22 protein-coding genes are annotated in these 25,265 nt (G+C 63.1%); 12 read left to right on the top strand and 10 right to left on the bottom strand.

Annotated features, from left to right (window positions below; all coding sequences use genetic code 11):
• Positions 1–35 precede the first annotated feature (35 nt).
• Positions 36–848, top strand: a complete 813-nt coding sequence (locus tag FQ705_RS22970) for a mechanosensitive ion channel family protein (protein ID WP_144144611.1) — start codon at positions 36–38, stop codon at positions 846–848.
• Between the two features lie 90 nt (positions 849–938).
• On the opposite strand, the gene FQ705_RS22965 is transcribed toward FQ705_RS22970, so the two are convergent.
• Positions 939–1,610 (bottom strand): VTT domain-containing protein, encoded by a 672-nt coding sequence (locus tag FQ705_RS22965; RefSeq protein WP_144144609.1) that lies wholly within the window; start codon positions 1,608–1,610, stop codon positions 939–941.
• Between the two features lie 195 nt (positions 1,611–1,805).
• Between FQ705_RS22965 and mutL the strand changes: the two genes are divergently transcribed.
• Positions 1,806–3,869, top strand: coding sequence for a DNA mismatch repair endonuclease MutL (gene mutL, locus FQ705_RS22960; protein ID WP_144144607.1), 2,064 nt, complete (start codon positions 1,806–1,808; stop codon positions 3,867–3,869).
• A 43-nt stretch (positions 3,870–3,912) separates the two neighbouring features.
• The gene (gene miaA / locus FQ705_RS22955) at positions 3,913–4,875 is read left to right on the top strand and encodes a tRNA (adenosine(37)-N6)-dimethylallyltransferase MiaA (protein WP_144144605.1); all 963 of its coding nucleotides are present in this window, start codon (positions 3,913–3,915) and stop codon (positions 4,873–4,875) included.
• 87 nt (positions 4,876–4,962) lie between these two features.
• On the opposite strand, the gene purM is transcribed toward miaA, so the two are convergent.
• Positions 4,963–6,030 carry a phosphoribosylformylglycinamidine cyclo-ligase gene (gene purM, locus FQ705_RS22950; RefSeq protein ID WP_144144603.1) on the bottom strand — a complete coding sequence of 356 codons (1,068 nt, stop codon included), beginning with the start codon at positions 6,028–6,030 and terminating at the stop codon, positions 4,963–4,965.
• Between the two features lie 99 nt (positions 6,031–6,129).
• Between purM and FQ705_RS22945 the strand changes: the two genes are divergently transcribed.
• The 7 genes from FQ705_RS22945 (at position 6,130) to panB (ending at position 12,485) form a co-directional block, all read left to right on the top strand.
• On the top strand, positions 6,130–7,206 hold the full coding sequence (locus tag FQ705_RS22945; protein ID WP_144144601.1) for an AI-2E family transporter: 1,077 nt from the start codon (positions 6,130–6,132) through the stop codon (positions 7,204–7,206).
• 81 nt (positions 7,207–7,287) lie between these two features.
• Complete coding sequence (gene hda / locus FQ705_RS22940) at positions 7,288–8,070, top strand: DnaA regulatory inactivator Hda (protein ID WP_144144599.1); 783 nt, start codon at positions 7,288–7,290, stop codon at positions 8,068–8,070.
• Positions 8,063–8,749 carry an HAD family hydrolase gene (locus tag FQ705_RS22935; protein ID WP_144144597.1) on the top strand — a complete coding sequence of 229 codons (687 nt, stop codon included), beginning with the start codon at positions 8,063–8,065 and terminating at the stop codon, positions 8,747–8,749. The genes hda and FQ705_RS22935 overlap by 8 nt, the downstream gene beginning before the upstream one ends.
• Positions 8,746–10,359 (top strand): polynucleotide adenylyltransferase PcnB, encoded by a 1,614-nt coding sequence (pcnB, locus tag FQ705_RS22930; protein WP_144144595.1) that lies wholly within the window; start codon positions 8,746–8,748, stop codon positions 10,357–10,359. The genes FQ705_RS22935 and pcnB overlap by 4 nt, the downstream gene beginning before the upstream one ends.
• Before the next feature lie 48 nt (positions 10,360–10,407).
• The gene (gene folK / locus FQ705_RS22925; protein WP_144144593.1) at positions 10,408–10,956 is read left to right on the top strand and encodes a 2-amino-4-hydroxy-6-hydroxymethyldihydropteridine diphosphokinase; all 549 of its coding nucleotides are present in this window, start codon (positions 10,408–10,410) and stop codon (positions 10,954–10,956) included.
• On the top strand, positions 10,953–11,633 hold the full coding sequence (locus FQ705_RS22920; protein ID WP_144144591.1) for a deoxynucleoside kinase: 681 nt from the start codon (positions 10,953–10,955) through the stop codon (positions 11,631–11,633). The genes folK and FQ705_RS22920 overlap by 4 nt, the downstream gene beginning before the upstream one ends.
• A 36-nt stretch (positions 11,634–11,669) precedes the next feature.
• The gene (gene panB, locus FQ705_RS22915; RefSeq protein ID WP_144144589.1) at positions 11,670–12,485 is read left to right on the top strand and encodes a 3-methyl-2-oxobutanoate hydroxymethyltransferase; all 816 of its coding nucleotides are present in this window, start codon (positions 11,670–11,672) and stop codon (positions 12,483–12,485) included.
• Between the two features lie 78 nt (positions 12,486–12,563).
• Here the strand turns inward: panB and pabB are convergent, their stop codons facing one another.
• From pabB to hrcA, 8 genes are all read right to left on the bottom strand, one after another.
• Positions 12,564–14,468, bottom strand: a complete 1,905-nt coding sequence (gene pabB, locus FQ705_RS22910) for an aminodeoxychorismate synthase component I (RefSeq protein WP_144144587.1) — start codon at positions 14,466–14,468, stop codon at positions 12,564–12,566.
• A gap of 25 nt (positions 14,469–14,493) precedes the next feature.
• A complete protein-coding gene (dnaJ, locus tag FQ705_RS22905; protein WP_144144585.1) occupies positions 14,494–15,636 on the bottom strand; it encodes a molecular chaperone DnaJ in 1,143 nt (380 codons plus the stop codon).
• A 269-nt stretch (positions 15,637–15,905) separates the two neighbouring features.
• A complete protein-coding gene (gene dnaK / locus FQ705_RS22900; protein WP_144144583.1) occupies positions 15,906–17,870 on the bottom strand; it encodes a molecular chaperone DnaK in 1,965 nt (654 codons plus the stop codon).
• A 154-nt stretch (positions 17,871–18,024) separates the two neighbouring features.
• Positions 18,025–18,474: a thioredoxin family protein gene (locus FQ705_RS22895; protein ID WP_144144580.1), complete on the bottom strand. Its 450-nt coding sequence runs from the start codon at positions 18,472–18,474 to the stop codon at positions 18,025–18,027.
• Between the two features lie 49 nt (positions 18,475–18,523).
• Positions 18,524–19,099, bottom strand: coding sequence for a nucleotide exchange factor GrpE (gene grpE, locus FQ705_RS22890; protein ID WP_144144578.1), 576 nt, complete (start codon positions 19,097–19,099; stop codon positions 18,524–18,526).
• 509 nt (positions 19,100–19,608) lie between these two features.
• Positions 19,609–20,016: an RNA-binding S4 domain-containing protein gene (locus tag FQ705_RS22885; protein ID WP_144144576.1), complete on the bottom strand. Its 408-nt coding sequence runs from the start codon at positions 20,014–20,016 to the stop codon at positions 19,609–19,611.
• 8 nt (positions 20,017–20,024) lie between these two features.
• Complete coding sequence (gene hemH / locus FQ705_RS22880) at positions 20,025–21,095, bottom strand: ferrochelatase (protein WP_144144574.1); 1,071 nt, start codon at positions 21,093–21,095, stop codon at positions 20,025–20,027.
• A gap of 172 nt (positions 21,096–21,267) precedes the next feature.
• Entirely contained in the window at positions 21,268–22,287 is a 1,020-nt protein-coding gene (gene hrcA / locus FQ705_RS22875; protein WP_144144572.1) for a heat-inducible transcriptional repressor HrcA, read from the bottom strand.
• Between the two features lie 318 nt (positions 22,288–22,605).
• Between hrcA and FQ705_RS22870 the strand changes: the two genes are divergently transcribed.
• Both FQ705_RS22870 and recN read left to right on the top strand, forming a co-directional pair.
• Positions 22,606–23,508, top strand: coding sequence for an NAD kinase (locus FQ705_RS22870; protein ID WP_144144570.1), 903 nt, complete (start codon positions 22,606–22,608; stop codon positions 23,506–23,508).
• An 83-nt stretch (positions 23,509–23,591) separates the two neighbouring features.
• Positions 23,592–25,262 carry a DNA repair protein RecN gene (recN, locus tag FQ705_RS22865; protein WP_144144568.1) on the top strand — a complete coding sequence of 557 codons (1,671 nt, stop codon included), beginning with the start codon at positions 23,592–23,594 and terminating at the stop codon, positions 25,260–25,262.
• Positions 25,263–25,265 lie beyond the last annotated feature (3 nt).

Raw genomic sequence — 25,265 nt, 5'->3', positions numbered from 1 at the left:
ATCAGTCGAAGGCAACTTACCCAACGAGGAACATCTTGGATCTCGAAACTGTCCGTGTCTTCATCATGACCCGAGGCGTCGACCTCGGCACCAAGGTACTTGGCGCAATCGTATTGTGGGTCGTAGGCCGTTGGCTGATCGGTCTGATCACCGGCTTGCTGCGCAAAGTGCTGGCGCGCAATGGGCGCGTCGACCCCACACTGGCTCACTACCTCGGCTCGATTCTCGGTGCGTTGCTAAACCTGATTCTGATCCTCGCGATCCTGCAGGTTTTCGGCGTCCAGACGACTTCGTTCGCCGCCTTGCTCGCGGGCCTCGGCCTCGCGATCGGCACCGCCTGGGGCGGACTGCTCGCGCACTTTGCCGCCGGTGTCTTCATGCAGGTGTTGCGTCCGTTCAAGGTCGGCGACTTTGTGATGGCGGGCGGCGTAACGGGCACGGTCTCGGAACTGGGGCTATTCGGCACCACCATCATTACGCCGGACAACGTGACCACCATCGTCGGCAACAATAAGATCTTTTCCGACACGATCTCGAACTACAGCGTCCTGCCGGTACGGCGCGTCGAGCTGACGGCGAAGATCGCCAATGGCGTCGACCCAACGGATGCGATGAACCGGCTGAAGGCAGCGGTCGCGCAGATTCCCAACGTGGTGGAATCGCCTGCACCGGACGTCGAAGTGTTGAGCTTCACACCGGAAGGGCCGATGTTGTGCGTGCGTCCTTACACGCACACCGACCACTACTGGCAAGTCTATTTCGACACCAATCGCGCGATCGTTCAGACCTTCAAGGAAGCCGGCTATCCGACGCCGGAGACACCGCTCGCACCGCGCGTGATCAGTTAGTCGCTGGCGCGATTCCGGCGCACCAATGGAAAACGGCGTCGCGAGATTCGCGACGCCGTTTTTATGTACAGCAAGCGGGGCAAGACGGACTCAGCGCGCGCCGCCCTGCGACGCGTTCTTGCGCATCATCTTCCACAGCGCGCCGAGCACGACCGGCACCACTGCCGCGCCGATACCCACCAGCACGATGATGTTCAGGTACTGGCGAATGAACGGAATATTGCCGAAGAAGTAGCCGAGCAACACCAGCAGCAACACCCAGAACAGCGCGCCGACGAAGTTGAACAACTGGAACCGGCTCACGGTCATTTCCGATGCACCCGCCACGAACGGTGCGAAAGTCCGCACCACCGGGATGAAGCGCGCCAGCACGATGGTCTTGCCGCCATGCTTCTCATAGAAGTTGTGCGTCTTCTGCAACGCGCTGCGATCCAGGAAGCGTTCGAGAAATGGGATGTGCGAATTGAACACGCGTGGGCCAATGGCCCGCCCGATCATATAGTTCACGGTATTGCCGCCGATCGCCGCCACCAGCAGCAGCACGATCAGCAAACCGAGGTTCATTTCGCCGGTCGCGCAGAACGCGCCACCGATGAACAGCAGCGAATCGCCCGGCAGAAACGGCAGGATGACCAGCCCGGTTTCACAGAACACGATCAGGAACAGCACCGCGTAGACCCAGGCGCCGTACACGTGAATAAAGTCTCCCAGGAACTTGTCGATGTGCAAGACAAGGTTGACGAAATGTAGCAACGTGTCCAAGAAGCATCCTTTATTAAGCGAATGTGAGCGTGGCGGAAACGGCCTGACAGCCGCTCGGCGATGAGGACGGCGAGCATCAGCACGCCGCCGCAAATTGACCGCGTCATGATACAGAAAGTGCCTGGCGTCGATTAAAAATCTGCCGCCGCGCGTGGGGCGTCCGGGTCTCGCGCGCCGAATCGCTATAATTTCGCCATGTCCGAATTCTTCGAAACGCCTGCCGGCACCGCCGCTGCGGCCCCGGTTTCCAGCGCAACGCCCTCCCCGCGCCCGCTGCGCGCGATCCAGCCCCTTCCCGATCAGCTGATCAGCCAGATTGCCGCAGGCGAAGTCGTCGAGCGGCCGGCCTCGGTGGTGAAGGAATTGCTGGAAAACGCGCTCGACGCGGGCGCGCAAACGCTGCGCATTCTGCTCGACGAAGGCGGCGTGAAGCGTATCTCGATCACCGACGACGGCTGCGGCATCCCCGAAAACGAGCTGGTGCTCGCCCTGATGCGCCACGCGACCAGCAAAATCCGCTCGCTTGCCGAACTGGAAGCGGTTGCAACGCTGGGGTTCCGTGGTGAAGCGCTGGCGTCGATCGCCTCGGTGGCGGAAATGTCGATCACGAGCCGCACTGCCGACGCGCCGCATGCCGTGCGCGTCGACGCGCAAACCGGCGTGCTGAGCCCCGCCGCCGGCACGCAAGGCACGACGATCGAAGTCCGTGAGCTGTACTTCAACACGCCCGCGCGCCGCAAATTCCTGAAAAGCGAACAAACCGAACTCGGCCACTGCCTCGAACAGATTCGCCGCGCGGCGCTGGCGCGGCCGGATGTCGCGATTTCGGTTCTGCATAACGGCAAGGCGGTCGAGCATTGGAACGCCAGCGAACCGCCCGTGCGGGTCGCGAAAATTCTCGGCGACACGTTCGCCATGGCCCATCTGCCGCTCGATGAGTCCGCCGGACCACTGGCCGTTTATGGCTGCGCGGGCCTGCCGACCGCAAGCCGCGGACGAGCCGATCAGCAGTATTTCTTCGTCAACGGCCGGTTCGTGCGCGACAAGCTGCTCACCCACGCCGTGCGAGCCGCTTATGAAGACGTGTTGCATGGCGAGCGCTATCCGTCGTACGTGCTGTTTCTCGATTTGCCGCCTGAAGCGGTCGATGTGAACGTGCATCCGTCGAAGATCGAAGTGCGGTTTCGCGACTCACGCTCGATTCATCAGTTCGTGTTTCACGCCGTGCAACGTGCGTTGGCGCGGCATGCGGGTGCCTCGCCGGAAACGACGGCGGGTGGGCATGCGGCACATCTGGCGCCGTCGGCCGGACCGGCTTCGTTTGGTGCGACGCCGCTTGGCGGTGCGGGTATCGGCGGCAGTGGTTCTGGTGGTGCCGGCGGCTTCGGCGCGGGAATGGCAGGCATGGCCGGCGCAGGTGGTAGCGGCCTTGGCGGCGGCTTCGGTTCGTCGCAGTCCGGCAATACGTGGATGCGGCAGGCGCGCATGACGCAAGGCACGCTGCCGGTCGCGCAACCGCTCGCGTTTTACGACGCTCTGTTTGGCCGCAAAGATAACAGCGTCGGCACCGCAGAGGGCGCCACGCTGTTCGAAGCGCGCGACTCGGCCTCGGAGGCGCCCTCGGCTTACAACCCAGGCGCGCCCTATGGATCGCCTGCTTTCAACGCCGCCGACGAGCAACCGCTCGGCTTCGCGCTCGGCCAGATTCACGGCATCTACGTGCTGGCGCAGAACGCACACGGGCTGGTGATCGTCGACATGCACGCGGCGCACGAGCGCATTCTGTACGAGCAATTCAAGAACGCGCTGGCCGATCGCACGATCGCCGTGCAACCGCTGCTGATCCCACAGACCATGCCAGCCGATCCGATCGAAATCGGCACGGTGGAAGAAGAGCGCGACACGCTGGACGCACTCGGCTTCGATCTCGCCGTGCTGTCGCCGACCACGCTCGCCATTCGCGCCGTGCCTGCGCTGCTCAAGGACGCGGACCTGCAAGTGCTGGCGCGCGCCGTGCTCTCCGATCTGCACGCTTTCGGCGGATCGCGTGTGTTGACCGAACGTCAGCATGAAATGCTCGGCACGCTCGCGTGTCATCACGCGGTACGCGCGAACCGGCGTCTCACGCTCGATGAAATGAACGCTCTGCTGCGTCAGATGGAGGCGACCGAGCGCGCCGATCAATGCAACCACGGACGTCCAACGTGGTATCAACTGACGCTGTCCGATCTCGATCGGCTGTTCATGCGCGGGCAGTGACGGTGCATTCGATTACGCTCGACCGGCACACGCCCGCTTGCCGATGAACTTCCGCACGCCTACGCCCATCCCTTGCCTGCTCGGCCCGACTGCCTCCGGCAAGACGGCCGCCGCCCTGGCTTTGGCCGCGAAGCGGCCGGTGGAAATCATCAGCGTCGATTCCGCGCTGGTGTATCGCGAGATGGATATCGGCACGGCCAAGCCGACGCTCGACGAGCGGGCTATCGCGCCACATCATCTGATCGATATCGTCGACCCGACCGACGCTTATTCAGCAGCGCAGTTTCGCGCGGATACCTTGCGGTTGACTGCGGAAATCCACGCACGTGGGCGATTGCCGTTGCTGGTCGGCGGGACCATGCTGTATTACAAGGCGCTCACACAAGGCCTGAACGACCTGCCCGCCGCCGACGCCGAGATCCGCGCGACGCTCGACGCCGACGCGATCCGCGACGGTTGGCCCGCTTTACACGCACGCCTCGCCGCAGTCGATCCGGTGACCGCCGCGCGTCTCGCGCCCAACGACTCGCAGCGAATCCAGCGCGCGCTCGAAGTTTTCATGCTGACCGGACAACCGATGTCAGCCCTGCTCGCCGCCCCCGCTCGCGTGGACGACACCGCCGCGCAGTGGCGCTATGTGCCGATCGCGCTCGAACCATCCGATCGCAGCGTGCTGCATGCGCGCATCGAGAAACGCTTCGACGCGATGCTGGCTGGTGGTTTTATCGATGAAGTGGTGAAGTTGCGCGAACGCGGTGACCTGTCGCCGGACATGCCGTCGATGCGCTGCGTGGGCTATCGGCAGGCCTGGGAATATCTGGATGGCGGGTGCGATTACGCGACGATGCGTGACAAGGGCGTTTTTGCGACCCGTCAGTTGTGCAAGCGGCAGTTGACCTGGCTGCGAAGCATGCCAGAGCGGGTGGTGGTGGATTGCTGCGATCCGCACGCGACAGCGCGGGTACTGGAAGAGATCGAGGCGTTGCTGAGAGACTTTAAAGCTTGAAGACCTTGAAGCTTTGAGGCGTTGGAGCCTCAGGATGCTCAACCCGCGCGACGCGCCTTCCGGCACACCGCGCAGGCCATCCAGGCTTTACACCACGACCGTCTGCGCTTCACCAGCCGCGCTTTCGCGAATCACGCCGATTTTCCAGACCTGTTCGCCAGCGGCGGACAACAGACCGATCGCCGCATCCGCATCGGCAGCCGACACGATCACCGCCATGCCGATACCGCAGTTGAACACGCGATGCATTTCCGCATCCGCCACGCCGCCGTGTTTCTGCAGCCACGAGAACAGCGGCGGCAGCGGCCAGCCACGATGATCCAGCTCGGCCGTCAGACCTTCACGCAGCACGCGCGGAATGTTTTCCACCAGACCGCCGCCCGTGATGTGCGCCATGCCCTTGACTGCGATCTGTTGCATCAAGGCCAGCAGCGGTTTCACGTAGATGTGCGTGGGCGCCATCAACGCATCGGCCAGCGAGCGGCCGTCGAAGTCCGCGTTCAGATCCGGCTGCGCGCGCTCGATGATCTTGCGCACCAGCGAAAAACCGTTCGAATGGATACCGCTCGATGCCAGACCCAGCACCACGTCGCCCGGGGCGATCGTGCTGCCGTCGATAATCTTGCTCTTTTCGACCGCACCGACCGCGAAACCGGCCAGATCGTACTCGCCGTCGGGGTACATGCCCGGCATTTCCGCCGTCTCGCCGCCGATCAGCGCGCAGCCCGACAATTCGCAACCTTGCGCGATGCCCTTCACGACCGTGGCCGCCGTGGCGACGTCCAGCTTGCCGCAGGCGAAATAGTCGAGGAAGAACAGCGGCTCGGCGCCTTGTACGAGAATGTCGTTCACGCTCATCGCCACCAGATCCTGGCCGACCGTGTCGTGTTTGTTCAACTGAAAGGCGAGGCGCAGCTTGGTGCCGACGCCGTCGGTGCCCGACACGAGCACGGGTTCCTTGTACTTCTTCGGCACTTCGAACAGCGCGCCGAACCCGCCGATGCCGCCCAGCACGCCGTCGCGCATCGTCTTTTTGGCAAAGGGCTTGATTGCGTCGACCAGGGCGTCGCCCGCGTCGATGTCCACGCCGGCGTCGCGATACGACAAACCTTGGGCCGAATCAGTGGAATTCGGGGCGGATTTCGGTTGATTCATGGGGCGGAGCTCGAAGGTCGGTAAAATGCGATTTTACCCGATGCCGGCCGGCTGGCTGGAATTTGATTAATCCGGTCCGACGACACCTGGGAAGCGATTTTGCAAGAGAACACCTCGATTCTGACGCCTGTGCAGCGCCGCGCCTTTATCTGGCTGGCCATCGGACTGGGCGTCGGCATTCTGCTCTGGCTGCTGAGTCCGGTCCTCACACCGTTTCTGCTCGGCGCGATTCTCGCGTACATTCTGCAGCCGGGCGTCGCGTGGATGGTACGCCGCCGCGTGCCGCGCGGACTCGCTGCTCTGCTGATGATGCTGTTCTTCACGCTGCTGATGACCCTGCTGGTGCTGCTGGTGCTCGCGGTCATCCAGAAAGAAGGGCCGCAGTTGCGCCTGCAGGTGCCGGTTTTCTTCATGCATGTGAGCGCATGGCTGCAACCCAAGCTGGCCATGCTGGGTCTGGCCGATTCGCTCGATTTCGCGAGTATCCGCGATCTGGTGATGGGCCAGCTGGAAGGCAGCGCGCAGACGGTCGCGTTGTACGCGTGGACGTCGATCCGCACGAGCGGTAACGTGATGATGACCGTGGTCGCGAATCTGGTGCTGGTGCCGCTCGTGCTGTTCTATCTGCTGTACGACTGGAACCGCATGCTCGCACGCGTGCAGGTACTGGTGCCGCGCCGCTGGCTCGATAAAACGCAGCAACTCGCGCGCGACATGGACCAGATGCTGTCGCAATATCTACGCGGCCAGTTGCTCGTGATGGCCGTGCTGGCGGTGTTTTACGCGATCGCGCTGACCATCGCCGGTTTCGAGATTGCGCTGCCGGTCGGGATTTTCACCGGACTCGCGGTGTTCATCCCGTACATTGGTTTTGCAACGGGGCTGGCGCTGGCGCTGCTCGCAGCGCTGCTACAGTTCGGTAGCTGGTACGGTTTCGGCGCGGTTGCGCTGATCTACGGCTTCGGACAGATCGTGGAGAGCTTTTATCTCACGCCGCGCCTGGTCGGTGAGCGCATCGGCCTGCATCCGCTCGCGGTGATCTTTGCGTTGCTCGCGTTCGGCCAGCTGTTCGGCTTTTTCGGTGTGTTGCTGGCGTTGCCGGTCAGCGCGATCCTCTCGGTAGCGACGCGCGAGTTGCGGCAAGGCTATCTGTCCAGCACGCTTTACAACAACTGACCGTCGTCGACCCGTCGTCCGGGCGACAACAGTCATCAGGGCCGTTTGCGGCCGTAGCTCCATTTTCGGCATTAACCTACTGTGCTTCGTCAACTGACGCTCGATCTCGGCACCCCGCCGCCCTCGACATTCGACAATTTCTTCGCCGGCGCCAACGCCGAGCTGGTCACGCGCCTGCGCGAGCTCGACAACGCGCTCGCCGTCGGGCCGGTCGCCGATCGCACCTTCTACATCTGGGGCGAATCGGGCAGCGGCCGCACGCATCTGCTGCAGGCACTGGTGCATGAAGCGCCGCCGGGCCACGCGCGCTATGCCGGTCCGCAAAGCAGCCTCGCCGCGTTCAGCTTCGATCCGCGCGTCGCGCTGTATGCGATCGACGACTGCGACGCGCTCTCGGCCGCCCAGCAGATCGCCGTCTTCAACCTGTTCAACGAAGTGCGCGCGCATCCCACCAGCGCCCTGGTCGCCGCGGGCAATGCGGCGCCGATCGGCATGACGGTCCGCGAAGATCTGCGCACGCGCCTCGGCTGGGGCCTCGTGTTCCATCTCGCGCCGCTGCCGGACGAAGGCAAGGCCGCCGTGCTGAAGCACGCGGCGCGCGAACGCGGCATCATGCTCGCCGACGACGTGCCCGCCTACCTGCTCACGCATTTCCGCCGCGACATGCCGAGCCTGATGGCGCTGCTCGACGCGCTCGACCGCTTCTCGCTGGAACAGAAACGCGCGGTCACGCTGCCGCTGCTGCGTACCATGCTGGCCTCGCCGGACGCCGAAGAGCGGCGCGGGGCGGCCGCCGCAGCAGGCTCGCCGCCGGGTTCACACGCCGCGTCATCCGCTTCAAGTAAAATAGGCCCCCATGGCTAATCTCGCACTCTTCGACCTCGACCACACGCTCATTCCCACCGACAGCGACCACGAATGGGGCCGCTTCATGGTGAAACAAGGCATGGTCGACGCCGACAATTTCGCCCGTGAGAACGACCGCTTTTTCGCCGACTATAAAGCCGGCAAGCTCGACATCCACGCCTATCTGATCGCCATGCTCACGCCGCTCGCCAGGTACACGCGCGCGCAACTGGCCGGGCTTCACGCCCAGTACATGCATGAAGTCATCACGCCGGCCATCTTCCCGGTCGCGCTCGAGCTGGTGCGCGAGCATCGCGAGGCGGGCGACCTCTGCTGCGTGGTCACGGCCACCAACGAATTCATCACGCGCCCGATCGCCCAGGCGTTCGGCGTCGACGCCCTGATCGCCTGCGAAGCGGAGACCGTCGACGGTCAGCCGCATTCGCCGTATACCGGCCGCCCCACCGGCACGCCGAGCTACAAGGAAGGCAAGATCGTCCGTACCGAAGCGTGGCTCGCCTCGCTCGGCAAAAGCCTGGGCGACTTCGAGCACAGCTATTTCTATAGCGATTCGCACAACGACATCCCGTTGCTCGAGAAAGTCACGGACCCCATCGCCACGAATCCCGACGACACATTGCGCGCTCATGCGCAGGCCAAAGGCTGGCGCATCCTCGAACTCTTTCAACCCTCGTGATCAAAAAACTTATCCGCAAGCTATTCGGCCAGGACTCGGCGCCCGCTGACGACGCCGCACCCGCCGAAGCCGAAGCAGACGAATCCGGCAGCGCACCGGCTCGCACCAGGTCCGGCGCCTCGGACGCGTCGCAGAACGCCACCAGGGCGCGTCGCAAACCGGCGCGCGCCAGCGGCACCGCCGCCACGGCCGTGCGCGATCCGGACGTGCCCGTCATCATTCCTCACGACGTACACGGCATCGACCAGTCGCTGATCTCACGAAACGCGATTCGCGTGACCGAAGGGCTGCAACAGGCGGGACACCGCGCGTTCATCGTCGGCGGTGCGGTGCGCGATCTGCTGCTCGGCATCAAGCCGAAAGACTTTGACGTCGCCACCGACGCCACGCCCGAGCAGGTGCAGAAGCTGTTCCGCCGTGCGCGCATCATCGGCCGGCGCTTTCAGATCGTGCACGTGCAGTTCGGTCAGGAAATCATCGAAACCTCGACGTTCCGCGCGCTGGTCGATCCGCCCGCGGCCGACGCCGCGCCGCCGCGTCGTCTGAAGCGCGACGAGCTCGACCGCCGCACGCATGCGGTGGACGCCAGCGGCCGCGTGCTGCGCGACAACGTGTGGGGCGAGCAGCACGAAGACGCCACGCGCCGCGACTTCACGATCAACGCGATGTACTACGATCCGGCCACGCAAACCGTGCTGGATTATCACAACGGCATGGCCGACATGCGCGCGCGTCTGCTGCGCATGATCGGCGACCCGGCCACGCGTTATCGTGAAGACCCGGTGCGCATGCTGCGCGTGGTGCGTTTTGCCGCGAAGCTCGACTTCGAGATCGAGGACACCACCCGCGCGCCGATCGTCGAGATGGCCGATCTGATCAACAACGTGCCCGCTGCGCGGCTGTTCGACGAGATGCTCAAGCTGATGCTGTCGGGTCACGCGCTCGCCTGTTTGAAACGGCTGCGCCAGGAAGGCCTGCATCATGGCCTGCTGCCGCTACTCGACGTGGTGCTCGAGCAACCCATCGGCGAAAAATTCATTACGCTGGCGTTGAACAACACGGACGCTCGCGTGCGTGCCGGCAAACCGGTGTCGCCGGGCTTCCTGTTCGCCACGCTGTTGTGGCACGACGTGCAGACGCGCTGGCAGAAATTCGAAGCGAGCGGCGAGTATCCCGTCCCCGCCTTGCATCGCGCGATGGACGAGGTGCTCGATATGCAAACCGAGAAACTCGCGATCCACAAGCGCTTCTCGGCGGATATGCGCGAGATCTGGGGCCTGCAGTTGCGCCTGGAAAAACGCTCGGGAAGAAGTGCGCTGAAGCTGCTGGAACACCAAAGATTTAGAGCGGGGTATGATTTCCTCCTGTTGCGCTGCGAATCAGGCGAACTCGATGAGTCGGTCGGTACGTGGTGGACGGAGTTCATTGAAGGAGACGTCGCCGCACGTGAGACATTGCTCACGCAAGGCGGGAAGGACCGGAGCCCCCGAAAACGACGGCGGCGCAGCAGCAGCGCCAGAAACCGCAAACCGGGCGACGGAATGGAGGGCGGCACGCCAGCCGAACGACCAGACGACGATGCGGGTCATGACGATTCGCACGAAGACTGAACCAGCGTTCGCTGAAGTCGTCGAACGATAGTTGCAGGAAGTTATGCCATGACGGTTGCTTATCTCGGCCTCGGCGCGAATCTCGGGGACGCGCGCCAGACCCTGAAAGACGCAGTGGTGTGCCTCGCACAACAGCACACCATCTCCGTGCTCGCCAAGTCGAGCCTGTATCGCACTGCCCCGATCGACGCGGGCGGTGACGATTACTTCAATTGTGTCGTGAAGGTCGACACCACACTCCCCGTGCGGCATCTGCTCGCGCTGTGCCACAAGATCGAGCATCAGTTCGGCCGGGAACGATCGTTTCGCAATGCACCGCGCACGCTCGATCTGGACATCCTGCTGTTCGGCGATCAATCGATCGACGAGGCCGATCTGATCGTGCCGCATCCGCGACTCACAGAGCGCGCGTTCGTGCTGGTGCCGCTGGTCGAAATCGACGCCACACTGGTCATTCCACTACGCGGCCGCGCCGACGCCCTGCTCGACGCCGTGAGCGATCAGCGCATCGAAAAAGTGAAGGGCCCATGCCAATGTCCGATGCTTAATGCATTGACTGCCGGCAGCGACGATACCGGCAAGGGTCGCTGCGAATGAATGCCACACCGCTCACCGTCACGGCGCCGCAACTGCGGCCGCCGTACAGCTATCTCGCGATCGAGGGGCCGATCGGCGTCGGCAAGACTTCTCTGGCGCGCCGGCTCGCGCAGCGCTGGTCGATGCAGGAGCTGTTCGAACGTCCGCAGGACAATCCCTTTCTCGAACGTTTTTATCGCGACACCGCGCGTTACGCGTTGCCTACGCAGTTGACCTTCGCCTTGCAACGCGCTCAGCAGGCTCAGGAAGTGAGCGCGGCGCATCTGTCGGGCACGCCGTTGATCGCCGATTTCATGACGCAGAAGAACGATATCTTCGCGCGTCTGACGCTGCAGGCCGACGAGTGGCAACTGTATCGCGCGCTCGCCGCGCAACTCGAAGTCAGCGCGCCGGCGCCGGACTTCGTGGTCTATTTGCAGGCGAGTCCCGAGGTGCTGTTCGCGCGCATCCAGAAACGCGCGCTGCCGATGGAACTGCAAATCTCCGACGCCTACCTGCACGCCCTGTGCGACGCGTACAACGAGTTTTTCTATCACTACGATCGCACGCCCGTGCTGACGGTCAATGCCGAACATCTGAATCCGCTCGACTCGGACGCGGACCTTGCGCTACTCGCCGAACGCATCGAAACCATGCGCGGCCGCAAGGAATTCTTTGTCAAAGGCACGTCGCTCTGAGCGGCGTCGCCACCTCTTTTTTCCAACGGATTGACCATGACTTATTTGCAGGAAGCGAGCCGGAGCGCCATCACCGTGCCGAAACTGCAGGCAATGCGCGACGCCGGCGACAAAATCGCCATGCTCACCTGCTACGACGCGAGCTTTTCGGCGCTGCTCGATCGTTCGGGCGTCGACGTGCTGCTGATCGGCGACTCGCTCGGCAACGTGCTGCAAGGCCAGACGACGACGCTGCCGGTGGCGCTCGCCGACATCACGTATCACACGGCTAGCGTGGCGCGTGCGCGGCCTTCGGCGCTGATCGTCGCCGACCTGCCGTTCGGGACTTACGGCACGCCGGAAGACGCGTTCCGGAGCTCAGTGGAGTTGATGCGCGCAGGCGCGCAGATGGTCAAGCTCGAAGGCGGCGCATGGCTCGCCGACACCGTGCGGTTCCTGGTGGAGCGAGCGATTCCAGTGTGTGCGCATATCGGTCTGACGCCGCAATCGGTTCACGCGTTCGGCGGCTTCAAGGTGCAAGGCAAGACGGAAGCAGGCGCAAGCCAGGTGTTGCGCGACGCGCTCGCGGTCGAAGCAGCCGGCGCGCAATTGATCGTGATGGAAGCGATTCCGACGCTCCTCGCCAGCGAAGTCACCAGGCAGTTGCGCATTCCGACGATCGGCATCGGCGCGGGACTGGATTGCTCGGGTCAGGTGCTGGTGCTGCACGACATGCTGGGGATTTTTCCCGGCAAGCGGCCGCGCTTCGTCAAGGATTTCATGCAGGGGCAGCCGAGCATTCAGGCTGCGGTGGAAGCGTACGTGCGCGCGGTGAAGGATGGCTCGTTTCCTGGGCCGGAGCATACGTTCTGAGTCTGGGCCATTGTTATTAGGCGCGACGGGTTGGACGCGTGGGTTTAGCGCGTTCGCCCTCTCGCCTTCTCAGGTTCATTAGAGAATCCGTGCAGGCAGCGCGCCACGCAGCGCATTGCAGATCATAAGCGCTTCGGCGTTGCGCAGATCGTCACGGCTCAGCACACGTTCAGCCGCCTGCAGTTCCGAGTTGTCCTCCAGCAGAACGCCACGCATTACACCCGGTAGCACACCGCACGTAAGCGGCGGCGTCCACCACCGCCCCGCCAGCTTCACAAATACGTTCGACCGGCCGCCTTCGGTCAACTCACCGCGCTCGTTGAAGAACAGCGTGTCGAAAGCGCCCTTTGCTTCTGCTTCCCGCCAGCCGCGGTCGTACTCCGCACGACGCGTAGTTTTGTGAAGCAACAGCGGATCGTCGGCCCGGGTCGCGGGAAAATGCTGGTCCGGCCCGAGCTGGACAGCGACGGTTGAATCGGCCAACGGCGCAAGTGGCGCTGCACTGATTTGCGTCATACCGTCCTTGCTCAATGCAAGCCGCATACGATGCGGCGTTTGCGTCGTCAGCGACGCGCATGTCGCGGCAATTTGCGCGCGAATATCGGTTTCGCTGTCGAGTTTGAAACCCAGCGTTGCGGCGCTTGCAGCAAGGCGCTTCAGATGGCGCGCCAGATGCCGCACGCCGCCCTCGCGCGTCGCATACATCGTTTCGAATAGCTCGAAACCCGGCTCGGCGCCGGTCAGAAAGCTGGCCTTCAACTGACACTCCGCGTGTTCGTCGACAGCGATGCTGTCGAGCACGATGCCCGCGCCCACGCCCATCTCGCCTTGAAACGCGCCCGTTGTGCCGGTGCCGGTCGTCGGCGTTAGCGTCAACGTGCGAATCGCGACCGAGAGGCAGAAGTCGCCGCAGCTAACGGTGCTCCTTGCAGCGGAAGCGGAAGCGGAAGCCGCATCGAGCCACCCGATCGCGCCGGTATAAAGACCGCGCGGCGTGGTTTCAAGCTCCTCGATCAACTGCATCGTGCGATGCTTCGGCGCGCCGGTAATCGAACCGCACGGATACAGCGCTCGCAGAATCTCGGCGAACGAAGTGCCCTCGCGCAACGTCGCACGCACGGTCGAGGTCATCTGCCACACCGACTTATAAGTCTCGACCGAAAACAGCGCCGGCACGTTCACCGACCCGGTTTGCGCCACGCGCGACAAGTCGTTGCGCAAGAGGTCGACGATCATCACGTTTTCGGCGCGGTTTTTTGGATCGCTAGCGAGAAACGCCGCGTTGCGCTGATCGACTGCTGGATCGTCGGAGCGCGGTGCCGTGCCTTTCATCGGCCGCGCCTGCAACGAGGCGCCCTGCTTCTCGACGAACAACTCCGGCGAACACGACAGCACCCACCTGCTTCCCGGCAATGCCACAAGCGCACCATACGGCACCGGCTGACGCGCCCTTAGCCGCCGATAAAGCGCCGCAGGCGAACCAAACACATCGAAACCGAGCCGGTACGTGTAGTTGACCTGATACGAATCGCCCGCTTTGAGCGCAGTATGGATCGCTTCGATTCCGTCGTTGAATTGCGCCGCATCGACGCTCGCGCGCACGTTCGCCGCGCCTGCCACCGACGGTTCGTCCGTGCCGCCGTCACGCGCCATCAGCCACGCATCGACCTCTTCACGCGACTTCTTCGCACAGCGCTCGAACAATAAAAAACGCAGCGTGGCATCGCCACGCTGCGTTGTCGAAGACTGCTCCGAACCTCCATCGAGGAGATGTCGGCCAAACTCATAGTCGGCAAGCACGATGGCGTGCAGACCACGCCGTGTGTCCGCGGCGACGGTTTCGCACACGGCTTCGAGCTGCGCGGCGTCCGCGCAAACCCGTTCGTGCACAAAACCCTCGTACAGACGACTCGAACGGCGCGCCGCCGTTGCGTCGCAATCGTCGAGCAGCGCGAACACCGCGCCGCGCTCATCTGCCGTCATGCTTACCGCCAACTTCAAACTGCCATTAATCGAAGAAGCTCTTCACCCGATCGAACCAGCTCTTGCTTTGCGGGCTATGGCGCGAACCACCTTCCACCAGCGCCTTCTCGAACTGCTGAAGCAGATCGCGCTGCGAATCGGTGAGCTTGACCGGCGTTTCGACCTGAACGTGCACGTACAGATCGCCGGCAATGCTCGAACGCAGACCCTTGATGCCTTTGCCACGCAAACGGAATGTCTTGCCCGACTGCGTGCCTTCCGGCACCGTGAAACTCGCGCGGCCCGCGAGAGTCGGCACTTCGATTTCGCCGCCCAATGCCGCCGTGGTAAACGGAATCGGCATCTGGCAATGCAGATCGTCGCCGTCGCGCTCGAATACCGAGTGCTGCTTGATGTGAATCTCGACGTACAGATCGCCCGACGGACCGCCGTTGATACCCGGCTCGCCGTTGCCGGCGGAGCGGATACGCATGCCGTCATCGATACCTGCGGGAATCTTCACTTCCAGCGTCTTGGTTTCCTTTACCTTGCCCGCGCCATGGCAGTGGCCGCACGGATCAGGGATATAGGTGCCCGTGCCGTGGCACTTCGGGCAAGTCTGCTGGATGCTGAAAAAGCCTTGCGACATGCGCACCGAACCCGAACCGCTACAGGTCGGGCAGGTTTCCGGCTTGGTGCCGGGCTTCGCGCCCGAACCGTGACAGATTTCGCACGACACCCAGCTCGGCACGCGAATCTGCGTGTCGTAACCGTGTGCGGCCTGTTCCAGTGTGATTTCCATGCTGTAGCGCAGATCGGCGCCACGATACACCTGCGGGCCGGCGCGTCCGCCACCGCCTCGCGCGGCGCCACCGGCCGCCTGGCCGAAGATGTCGCCGAAAATATCGCCGAATGCATCGGCAAAACCACCAAAACCTTGCGCACCGCCGGCGCCCATACTCGGGTCGACACCCGCGTGACCGTACTGATCGTACGCGGCACGCTTTTGCGAGTCCGACAGCATTTCATAGGCTTCCTTCACCTCTTTGAAATGCCCTTCCGCATCCTTGTTGCCCGGATTGCGGTCAGGGTGGTGCTTCATCGCCAGCTTGCGATAAGCCTTCTTGATTTCGTCGTCGCTCGCGTTCTTTGCGACGCCCAGAACCTCGTAGTAATCCCGTTTCGCCATATCGGTTCAACGCCACTCGCGCAATGCGACGCGGTGGCTCCTCTTGAATGCTGGAGTCTTGCGACTCGTCCGGCCGCTATTTCTTGCCGCTCGAATACGGCTAAAAACAACGCCCTCCATAAAACAAATGTGCCCGGAGAGCCCAAAGGGCTCGCCAGGCGCGAGAACCGCTCTTGCACGTTCCTGTCACCCGGATGGGCGCAGTCCCTTATGCAGCCGGGCCGCACACAGTCCTGTGTGCGGCTTTACGGTCGAAATGCGACCTGGCTTTAGTCTTTCTTGACTTCCTTGAACTCGGCGTCGACCACGTCGTCCTGCTGCTGGCTCGCGCCGCCCGCCGATGCACCCGCACCCGCGCCCGGGCCTGCCGCACCCGCTGCCGCAGCTTCGGCACCTTGCGCAGCCTGCATGTCCGCGTACATCTTCTCGCCCATCTTCTGCGAGGCGGTTGCCACGACTTCGATCTTGGCTTCGATTGCGGCCTTGTCGCTCGACCCGCTCTTCAGCGTTTCTTCGAGGTCCTTCAACGCGGCTTCGATCGTGTCCTTCTCGCCGGCATCCAGCTTGTCGCCGTATTCCGTGAGCGCCTTCTTCGTGCTGTGGACCAGCGCGTCGCCCTGATTGCGGGCATCGGCCAGCTCACGCAGCTTGTGATCTTCTTCGGCGTTCGCTTCAGCGTCCTTCACCATCTTCTCGATTTCGGCTTCGGACAGACCCGAGTTGGCCTTGATCGTGATGCGGTTTTCCTTGCCGGTCGCCTTGTCTTTCGCGCCGACGTGCAGAATGCCGTTCGCGTCGATGTCGAAGCTCACTTCGATCTGCGGCGTGCCGCGCGGTGCCGGCGGAATGCCTTCGAGGTTGAACTCGCCCAGCAGCTTGTTGCCGGCTGCCATTTCGCGTTCGCCCTGGAACACCTTGATCGTCACGGCGCCCTGATTGTCGTCGGCCGTCGAGTAGACCTGTGCGTGCTTGGTCGGGATCGTGGTGTTCTTGTTGATCATCTTGGTCATCACGCCGCCGAGCGTTTCGATGCCGAGCGACAGCGGGGTCACGTCGAGCAGCAGAACGTCCTTGCGGTCGCCCGACAGAACCTGACCTTGAATCGCGGCGCCCACGGCGACGGCTTCGTCCGGGTTCACGTCACGGCGCGGGTCCTTGCCGAAGAATTCCTTAACCTTTTCCTGCACCTTCGGCATGCGGGTCATACCGCCGACCAGAATCACGTCGTCGATTTCGCCGACCTTCACGCCTGCGTCCTTGATGGCGACGCGGCACGGCTCGATCGTGCGTTCGATCAACTCTTCAACCAGCGCTTCCAGCTTGGCGCGCGTGATTTTCAGGTTCAAGTGCTTCGGACCCGATGCGTCTGCGGTGATGTACGGCAGGTTGATTTCGGTTTGCTGGCTCGACGACAGTTCGATCTTCGCCTTTTCAGCCGATTCCTTCAGACGTTGCAGCGCGAGCACGTCTTTCGACAGATCGACGCCTTGCTCTTTCTTGAACTCGCCAATGATGTAGTCGATGATGCGCTGGTCGAAATCTTCACCGCCGAGGAACGTGTCGCCGTTCGTGGACAGCACTTCGAATTGCATTTCACCGTCGACGTCGGCGATTTCGATGATCGACACGTCGAACGTACCGCCGCCCAGGTCATACACCGCAATCTTGCGATCGCCCTTTTCGACCTTGTCCAGACCGAATGCCAGCGCGGCTGCGGTCGGTTCGTTGATGATGCGCTTGACTTCCAGACCGGCGATGCGGCCGGCGTCTTTGGTGGCCTGACGCTGGCTGTCGTTGAAGTACGCGGGAACCGTAATGACGGCCTCCGTGACCTCTTCGCCGAGGTAGTCCTCAGCGGTCTTCTTCATCTTGCGCAGCGTTTCTGCGGAGATTTGCGGCGGCGCCAGCTTCTGGTCGCGCACTTCGATCCATGCGTCGCCGTTATCGGCCTTCATGATCTTGTACGGCATCAGACCGATGTCTTTCTGCACTTCTTTTTCTTCGAAGCGGCGGCCGATCAGGCGCTTGACCGCGTACAACGTGTTGCGCGGGTTCGTGACCGACTGACGCTTCGCAGGCGCGCCGACGAGAATCTCGCCGTCTTCCATGTAAGCGATGATCGACGGCGTGGTGCGCGCGCCTTCCGAGTTCTCGATCACTTTGACCGTGTTGCCTTCCATGATCGCCACGCACGAGTTGGTCGTGCCGAGGTCGATGCCGATGATTTTGCCCATTTTTACTGTTCTCCTGACTTTGATCGCTGCGGGAATCGCCCTGTTTGCCTATCTGGCGGCAAGGCGATCCGCTCTGAGTTCCTAACCTGCACTCAACATAAGTGCGTCCGCATCGTTTTCAAGACCTCTTTTACGATGCGGTCTTTAATTTTTTTCAATCGGTCGAACTTTTGCCGCTTTCGGGGTCACGATCGACTGGATTGCCAGCCGATGCGCCCGAATTCAACACCCGGATCTTTTCCCGAGCCGCCGCCACCGCTGCCTCGAACTGCCCGAGACCGTGCCAGCCGGTTGCCCGGCCAAGACGTTTGCCTCGGTAGAAGAAGAACCACGTAGGCACGCCATGAAGCATGAAGCGCCGGCCCAGTTCGCGGTGCTCGTAGACATTGCTGTGAAACCACGTGAGGCCGAGCGCGCGGACGGCTTCCGGCTGCGCGAGCATGGCTTTCTTGGCGATCTCGCAGTTGAAGCAGTCGAGACCCCAGAAAAACACCACGGCCAGTTCATCCCCTGCTCCGGCCAGTGCCGCGTCGAACGAGCCGGCACTGAGCTCCTGCATGTCGAAGACCTTGAACGCGGAACTGTCGACAGGAATGTTGGCCATGACGGTACCCGCCTGCTCAGGCGAAACGCTTACACAAGCCGCGTTGCGCTTACTTCGGTGCGGCGACGGTGACGAGCGCCGGACGCAACACGCGGTCGGCGATCACGAAACCCTTTTGCAGCACGGCAACGACGGTGTTTGCTTCCTGGTCGGACGGCACCATCGAAATAGCCTGGTGACGATGCGGATCGAACTTTTCGCCGACCGGATTCAGTGCGACGACGCGGCCCTTTTCGAGCGCGCCGGTCAACTGACGCAGCGTGAGTTCCACGCCTTCGCGGACCTTCTGCAGGTCGTCGGACGAATGGGCCATGGCGGCTTCGAGGCTGTCGACCACCGGCAGCAGATGCTCGGCAAAGCTTTCGATCGCGAATTTGTGCGCCTTGGTGACGTCTTCCTGCGCGCGGCGGCGCACGTTTTCCGTCTCGGCTTTCGCCCGCAGGAAGCTTTCCTGCAAATCGGCGATTTTGGCTTCGGCTTCCGCCAGCGCGGAGTGCTCGCCGCCAACCGGGCTGTCCGTCGCGGCCGCAGCGTCCTGCTGCGCTGCTGCCTCGGCGGCCTGGCGCGCGGCTTCGTCCGCGGGCGTGGGATTCTGGCTCGTCGGGTTTTCTTGCGTGTTTTCCATATCGCTGAAGTCGTTAAAAAGTAAAAGCCAACGGTGGCGGTTGCCAGTCAGAGCAGTCGTAATTGCTGCGTTGCAAAATAGCGACAGACGACCTTACGCCCCTCCGCCTATTGAAACGATAGATAGGGCCGGAAAGAACCATTTCAAGCGGCTCTCCCGGAAGTTTTCGCACCATGGCCGTGCGGCAGAAATGCCCGGTTACAACCATTATTGCGACGCAATCAGATTGAGATTGAGTGCCGTCAACAAGTGGCCTATGCTCCATTAAAGCATCGGAAAAGACGCGTTAACCCTAATCTGACGTAAGCCTTTCCGACATTCTGCATTTCCACCTGATTCAACTGTCTTAATCCTGAATCTTCCCAAGGGGAGTACCGTGAAACTGACCTTTGCAATCTCGGTGGTCGCATTGGTACTGATTGCGGGCACCACGACCATCTGTATGTCTGGGGCGGTCAACGATCACACTACCGAATACGGCGGCGTGCACGCGACCATGGAACAACTGTTCAATCCCCACCTGAAAGTTTGTCGATAGTGCGCCGGTCGCGCTTGGTCGGTCGCCCATGCAGGGCGGCGGCCGGCTCGCGATAAGTCTTGCGCCGTTCCTGTTCGACCTGCCGCTTTACCTTGCTCTCCCCGGTTTCAGCATAGAGCGTCTGCGCAATGCTCGCCGGGCCGCGCACATCGCACACGCCCAGCACTTCCACCTGCCACACGATCCGCTCGATCTCGATCTCCACCAGGTCGCCGACCCGCACGTCCTTGGCCGGCTTCACACTGGCGCCGCCGATGCGCACATGACCTTTTTCGACAGCGTGCGCCGCCAGCGAGCGCGTCTTGAAGAAGCGCGCCGCCCAAAGCCATTTGTCGATGCGCAGTTTCGCGCCCGCTTCGGTCAAGACCTTGTAATTCATGTGTCCGCTCAAGCCCCAGTGATATGCGGCACCGGCACCGATTGCACCGGCCAGCCCTGAAGATTCTGCGCGACGATTTCGCCGAGCGCGGCAATCCAGGGCTGCGATGCGTTCACGCAGGCGATCCGGTGAAACTCCTTGCCACCCGCATGCACGAACTCGTCACGCACTTCCATGCCGATTTCCTCGATCGTTTCAAGGCAGTCGGCCGTGAAGCCCGGACAGAACACATCAGCACGCCGCACGCCTGCCGCGCCTAATTCTTTCAGAGTCGGTGCCGTGTAGGGTTGCAACCATTCCGCCTTGCCGAAGCGCGACTGGAAGGTGATCCGGCATTCCACCGGCGTCAGCTCGAGCGCCTGCATCAACAAGGCGCCGGTCTGTTGACACTGCTCGTGATAGGGATCGCCGAGATCGAGGGTGCGCTTGGGTACGCCGTGGAAACTGAGCACCAGCTTGTCACCCGCCGCAAAATCCGGGCGGCCGTGCTGATGCCAATATTGATGCACCTGCGCCGCCAACGCCGCAATGTAAGCGGGATGATCGGCGTATTGACGCACCGTGCGGATCTCCGGCTGATTGCGCATGCGTTTGAGCGCCGAGAAGGCGTCGTCGAAAGCGGTGGCGGTGGTCGATGACGAATACTGCGGATACATCGGCATGAGCAGCACGCGCTCGGCGCCAGCCAGCTTCAACTGGTTCAGCATGGCCGGAATACCGGGCGTGCCGTAGCGCATCGCGTAATCGACGAGCACCGTGTAGTCATTCAGTTGCAGCAGATGACGCAAGCCTTCCACCTGCTTTTCGGTATGGACGCGCAGCGGCGAACCTTCCGGCATCCAGACTGCGGCGTACTTCTTGGCCGAAGAACGGCCCCGGAACGGCAAGATCAGCAGGCGCAGAATGATCTGCCAGAGCAACGCCGGAATTTCCACCACCCGAGGGTCGGACAGGAACTGCGCAAGGTAGCGGCGAACCGCGCGCGGCGTCGGCGCGTCGGGCGTGCCGAGATTGATCAGCAGCACGGCGACGCGGTGCGACGTGGCGTTCTGTGAAGGTCGCTCGAGGTCGAAGCGCATAGGCAGCGGGTTTAACCAGTAGGCGAAAAGTCGATTCAGATGGGAATCATTATAGCGGCGCGGTATGCCGCCCGGTCCGCCGGACACCCCTGGCCATTCGGCCAATTGGCAAGCCGCGCGCCGTCACGCATCATGGACGGCGTGAACCTGCTCAGCGGGAAAGCGCCGGCGATTACTGCTGGCTGAGCGTGAGCGAAAGCAGGCGCGCGGTGATGTCCACGATCGGGATCACGCGGTTGTAGGCCATGCGGGTCGGGCCGATCACGCCGAGCGTGCCGACGATCTTGCCGTTCACCTCGTACGGCGCGGTGACCACGCTCATTTCTTCGATCGGCACGAGATTGGACTCGCCGCCAATGAAAATCTGCACGCCCGCCGCGTGACTCGACACGTCGAGCAATTGAAGGAGACTGGTCTTTTGGTCGAACACATCGAACAGCTTGCGCAGGCGCGCCATGTCGGAGGAGAGGTCGGCCACTTCGAGCAGATTGCGCTCGCCGGAAATCAGCACGTTCTCGCCCGTATCGGATTCCTCGGTGCTGGCCGTGACCGCGGCGTGCATCAGCGTGGTCATATCGCCGCGCAGTTCGTCGATTTCCTCTCGCAGGCGGCGGCGCACGTCGTCGAACGAGAGGCCGGCGAAATGCGCGTTGATGTAATTGGAAGCCTCGACCAGTTGCGACGGCGAAAAGTCGCGCTGGGTCGCCATGATGCGGTTCTGCACGTCGCCCTCGGGCGTCACGATGATCAGCAGGATGCGTTTGTCGGACAAACGCATGAACTCGATCTGCTTGAACACGTGGCTGCGCCGCGGTGTCAGCACCACGCCGGCGAACTGCGACAGGCTGGACAGCACGCTCGCCGCGGCGGCCACGATTTTCTGCGGCTCGCCTGCCTGCAGCGTAGTCTTGATGGTGCGCATGACCGCTTCTTCGTCGGCGGCAGACTCCACCGTCAGCATCGTGTCCACGAAGAGGCGATAGCCGCGCGGCGTGGGAATGCGGCCGGCGGAAGTATGCGGACTGATCACGAGCCCCAGGTCCTCGAGATCGGACATCACGTTACGGATCGTGGCCGGGCTCAGTTCGAGGCCCGAGTAGCGCGACAACGTGCGCGAGCCGACCGGCTGACCTTCGGCGATGTAGCGCTCGATCAGCGTTTTGAGGAGGGTTTGTGCGCGAGGATCTAGCATGACGGAAAATTTTAGCTTAATGGCACGACTACCGCGAGCGCGAAGGGCGCCCATCCCTGACGAACGCGCCACGCTTTGCCGCTGCGGCGCGTTGCCTCCGGTCCGGCAGGTTCCCCGGCGTTCAGTCCGGCGCATCACCGGACGCCTTCTGGGCGGCCCGGCTGCCGGCACGCCGCCGCATTTCCAGCGGCGCGCGTGTCATCAAGGCTTCACCATTCTATCGATAATCGCGCGCTACGCTGACGGCCCGTGTAGACCGGCTCATCAACGGGCCGGTGCGCGGTTCTTTTCAGGCCCTACCTATGGTGTAATGCCGGCATGCAAGTGACCAGTCAGTTCAAGACCGTCGCGCTCGTCGGGCGCAACAATACGCCGGGTATTGCCGAGCCGTTGACCGCGCTCGCCTCGTGCATCGCCAAACGCGGCTTCGAGGTCGTGTTCGAAGCCGATACCGCTGCCGAAATCGGCGTCACCGACTATCCGGCGCTGCGTCCCGCCGAGATCGGCGCGCGCGCCGACGTCGCCGTGGTGCTGGGCGGCGACGGCACGATGCTGGGTATCGGACGGCAGCTCGCGCCCTACCGCACGCCGTTGATCGGCATCAACCACGGACGGCTCGGCTTCATCACGGACATCCCGATCTCCGACATGCGCGAGATCGTGCCGCAAATGCTGACCGGCAATTTCGAGCGCGAAGAACGCGTGCTGCTCGAAGCGCGCATCATGCGCGACGGCAATGCGATCTATCACGCCCTGGCCTTCAACGACGTGGTGGTCAACCGCAGCGGCTTTTCGGGCATGGCGGAGCTGCACGTCTCGGTGGACGGCCGCTTCATGTACAACCAGCGCTCGGACGGCCTGATCGTCGCCACGCCCACCGGCTCGACCGCTTACGCGCTTTCGTCGCAGGGGCCGATCCTGCATCCGCAACTGCAGGGCATCGTGCTGGTGCCGATCGCGCCGCATGCGTTGTCGAACCGGCCGATCGTGCTGCCGGACGACTCGAAGGTCAGCATTCAGATCGTGTCCGGGCGCGAGGTCAACGTGAACTTCGACATGCAGTCGTTCACCTCATTGGAGTTGGGCGACACCATCGAAGTACGCCGCTCCCGCCATACCGTGCCAATGCTGCATCCGGTCGGCTACAGCTTTTTCGCCACGTTGCGCAAGAAGCTGCACTGGAACGAATACCCGTCGCACGAAGAAGACCCCAAGCCCTGAGCGGCGAGCGAAGCCTGGAACACGAACGCTGAACGCCGCCCGTCGTAGCCGAACCCGAACCTCAAGCTCACCAGACCACTTCCATGCTGCGCCATCTCTCGATACGCGACTTCGTCATCGTCGCCGCGCTCGACCTTGAATTCGACAGCGGCTTTACCGTTTTCTCCGGCGAAACCGGCGCCGGCAAGTCGATCCTGATCGACGCGCTGGCGCTCGCGCTGGGCGCCCGCGCCGACGCGAACGTGGTGCGCACCGGCGAAAGCCGCGCCGACATCACCGCGGAGTTCGAAACGCATGCGCAAGTCGAGCAATGGCTCGACGAGCAGGCGCTCGGCACCTCCGCGGAAGAAGACCCGCACGGCGGCACCGTGATGTTGCGGCGCGTGGTGGACGCCAACGGGCGCTCGCGGGCGTTCATCAACGGCACGGCGGCGACGCTCGCGCAGTTGCGCGCGCTCGGCGAGATGCTGGTCGACATTCACGGTCAGCACGCCCACCAGCTGTTGATGCGCCCGGATGCGCAACGCGAACTGTTCGACACGCACGCCGGGCTCACGGAGACGGCGGCCGGCGTGACGCGGGCATGGCGTACGTGGCGCGACAAGGTGCAGGCCGTCGAACACGCGCAGACGCGCGACCGCGAGTTGCAACTCGAGCGCGAGCGCCTTGCCTGGCAGCTCACCGAACTGGACAAGCTCGCGCCGCAGCCCGGCGAATGGGAAGAGGTCAACGCGGAGCATCGGCGGCTATCGCACTCCGCGAATCTGATCGACGGCGTGCAGGGCGCGTTGAGCGCGCTGTCCGAGTCGGACGAGGCGATGATCACGCATCTGGCGTCGATCGTATCGAAGGTGCGCGACCTGGCGGAGATCGATCCGGCGTTGAACGACGTGCTGGCCGCGCTCGAACCCGCCGAAATCCAGTTGCAGGAAGCGGCGTATTCGTTGAGTCACTACGCGCAGAAGCTCGAACTCGATCCGCAGCGTCTCGCCCAGGTGGAAAAGCGTCTCGACGCGCTGCATTCAACTGCGCGCAAATTTCGCCTGCAGCCAGAAACGCTGCCCGAGGAACATGAAGCGCGCAGCGCACAACTGGCCGCGCTCGACGCCGCGGCCGACCTTGCCAGCCTGCACGCCGCCGAAGTGCGCGCGAAAGAAGAATTCCTCGCTGACGCAAAAAAACTCTCGAAGGCGCGCACCAAGGCCGGCAAGGCGCTTGGCGCGGCGGTCACCACCGGCATGCAGGAACTGTCGATGAAAGGCGGCAGCTTCGAAGTCGCGCTGGTGCCGCTGCCGGAGGGTGGCGCGCATGGGCTGGAGCAGGTGGAATTCCGCGTCGCCGGTCATGCGGGTGTGCCGTTGCGGCCGCTCGCCAAGGTGGCCTCGGGCGGCGAACTGGCGCGGATCAGTCTTGCGCTCGCCGTGATCGCCAGCGCCGCCAGTCCGACACCTACGCTGATTTTCGACGAAGTGGACACGGGCATCGGCGGTGGTGTCGCCGAGGTCGTTGGACGCTTGCTGCATCAACTCGGGCAAGCGCGCCAGGTGCTGTGCGTCACGCACTTGCCGCAAGTCGCGGCGCGCGGCGACCACCACTTCCAGGTGGCCAAGGCCGGCAATGGCAAGGGCGGCACGGTCAGCAGCGTGACTTCGCTCGACAAGGCGAGCCGCGTGGAGGAGGTCGCGCGCATGCTCGGCGGGTTGGAGATCACGCCGACCACGCGGAAGCACGCTAAGGAAATGCTGGCGGCTTAGGGG

It is taken from the genome of Paraburkholderia sp. BCC1884 (assembly GCF_900996225.1).
Classification (GTDB): domain Bacteria; phylum Pseudomonadota; class Gammaproteobacteria; order Burkholderiales; family Burkholderiaceae; genus Paraburkholderia.
Note: the sequence above shows the minus strand (reverse complement) of the source record. Positions and strands in the feature narration are given on the sequence as shown.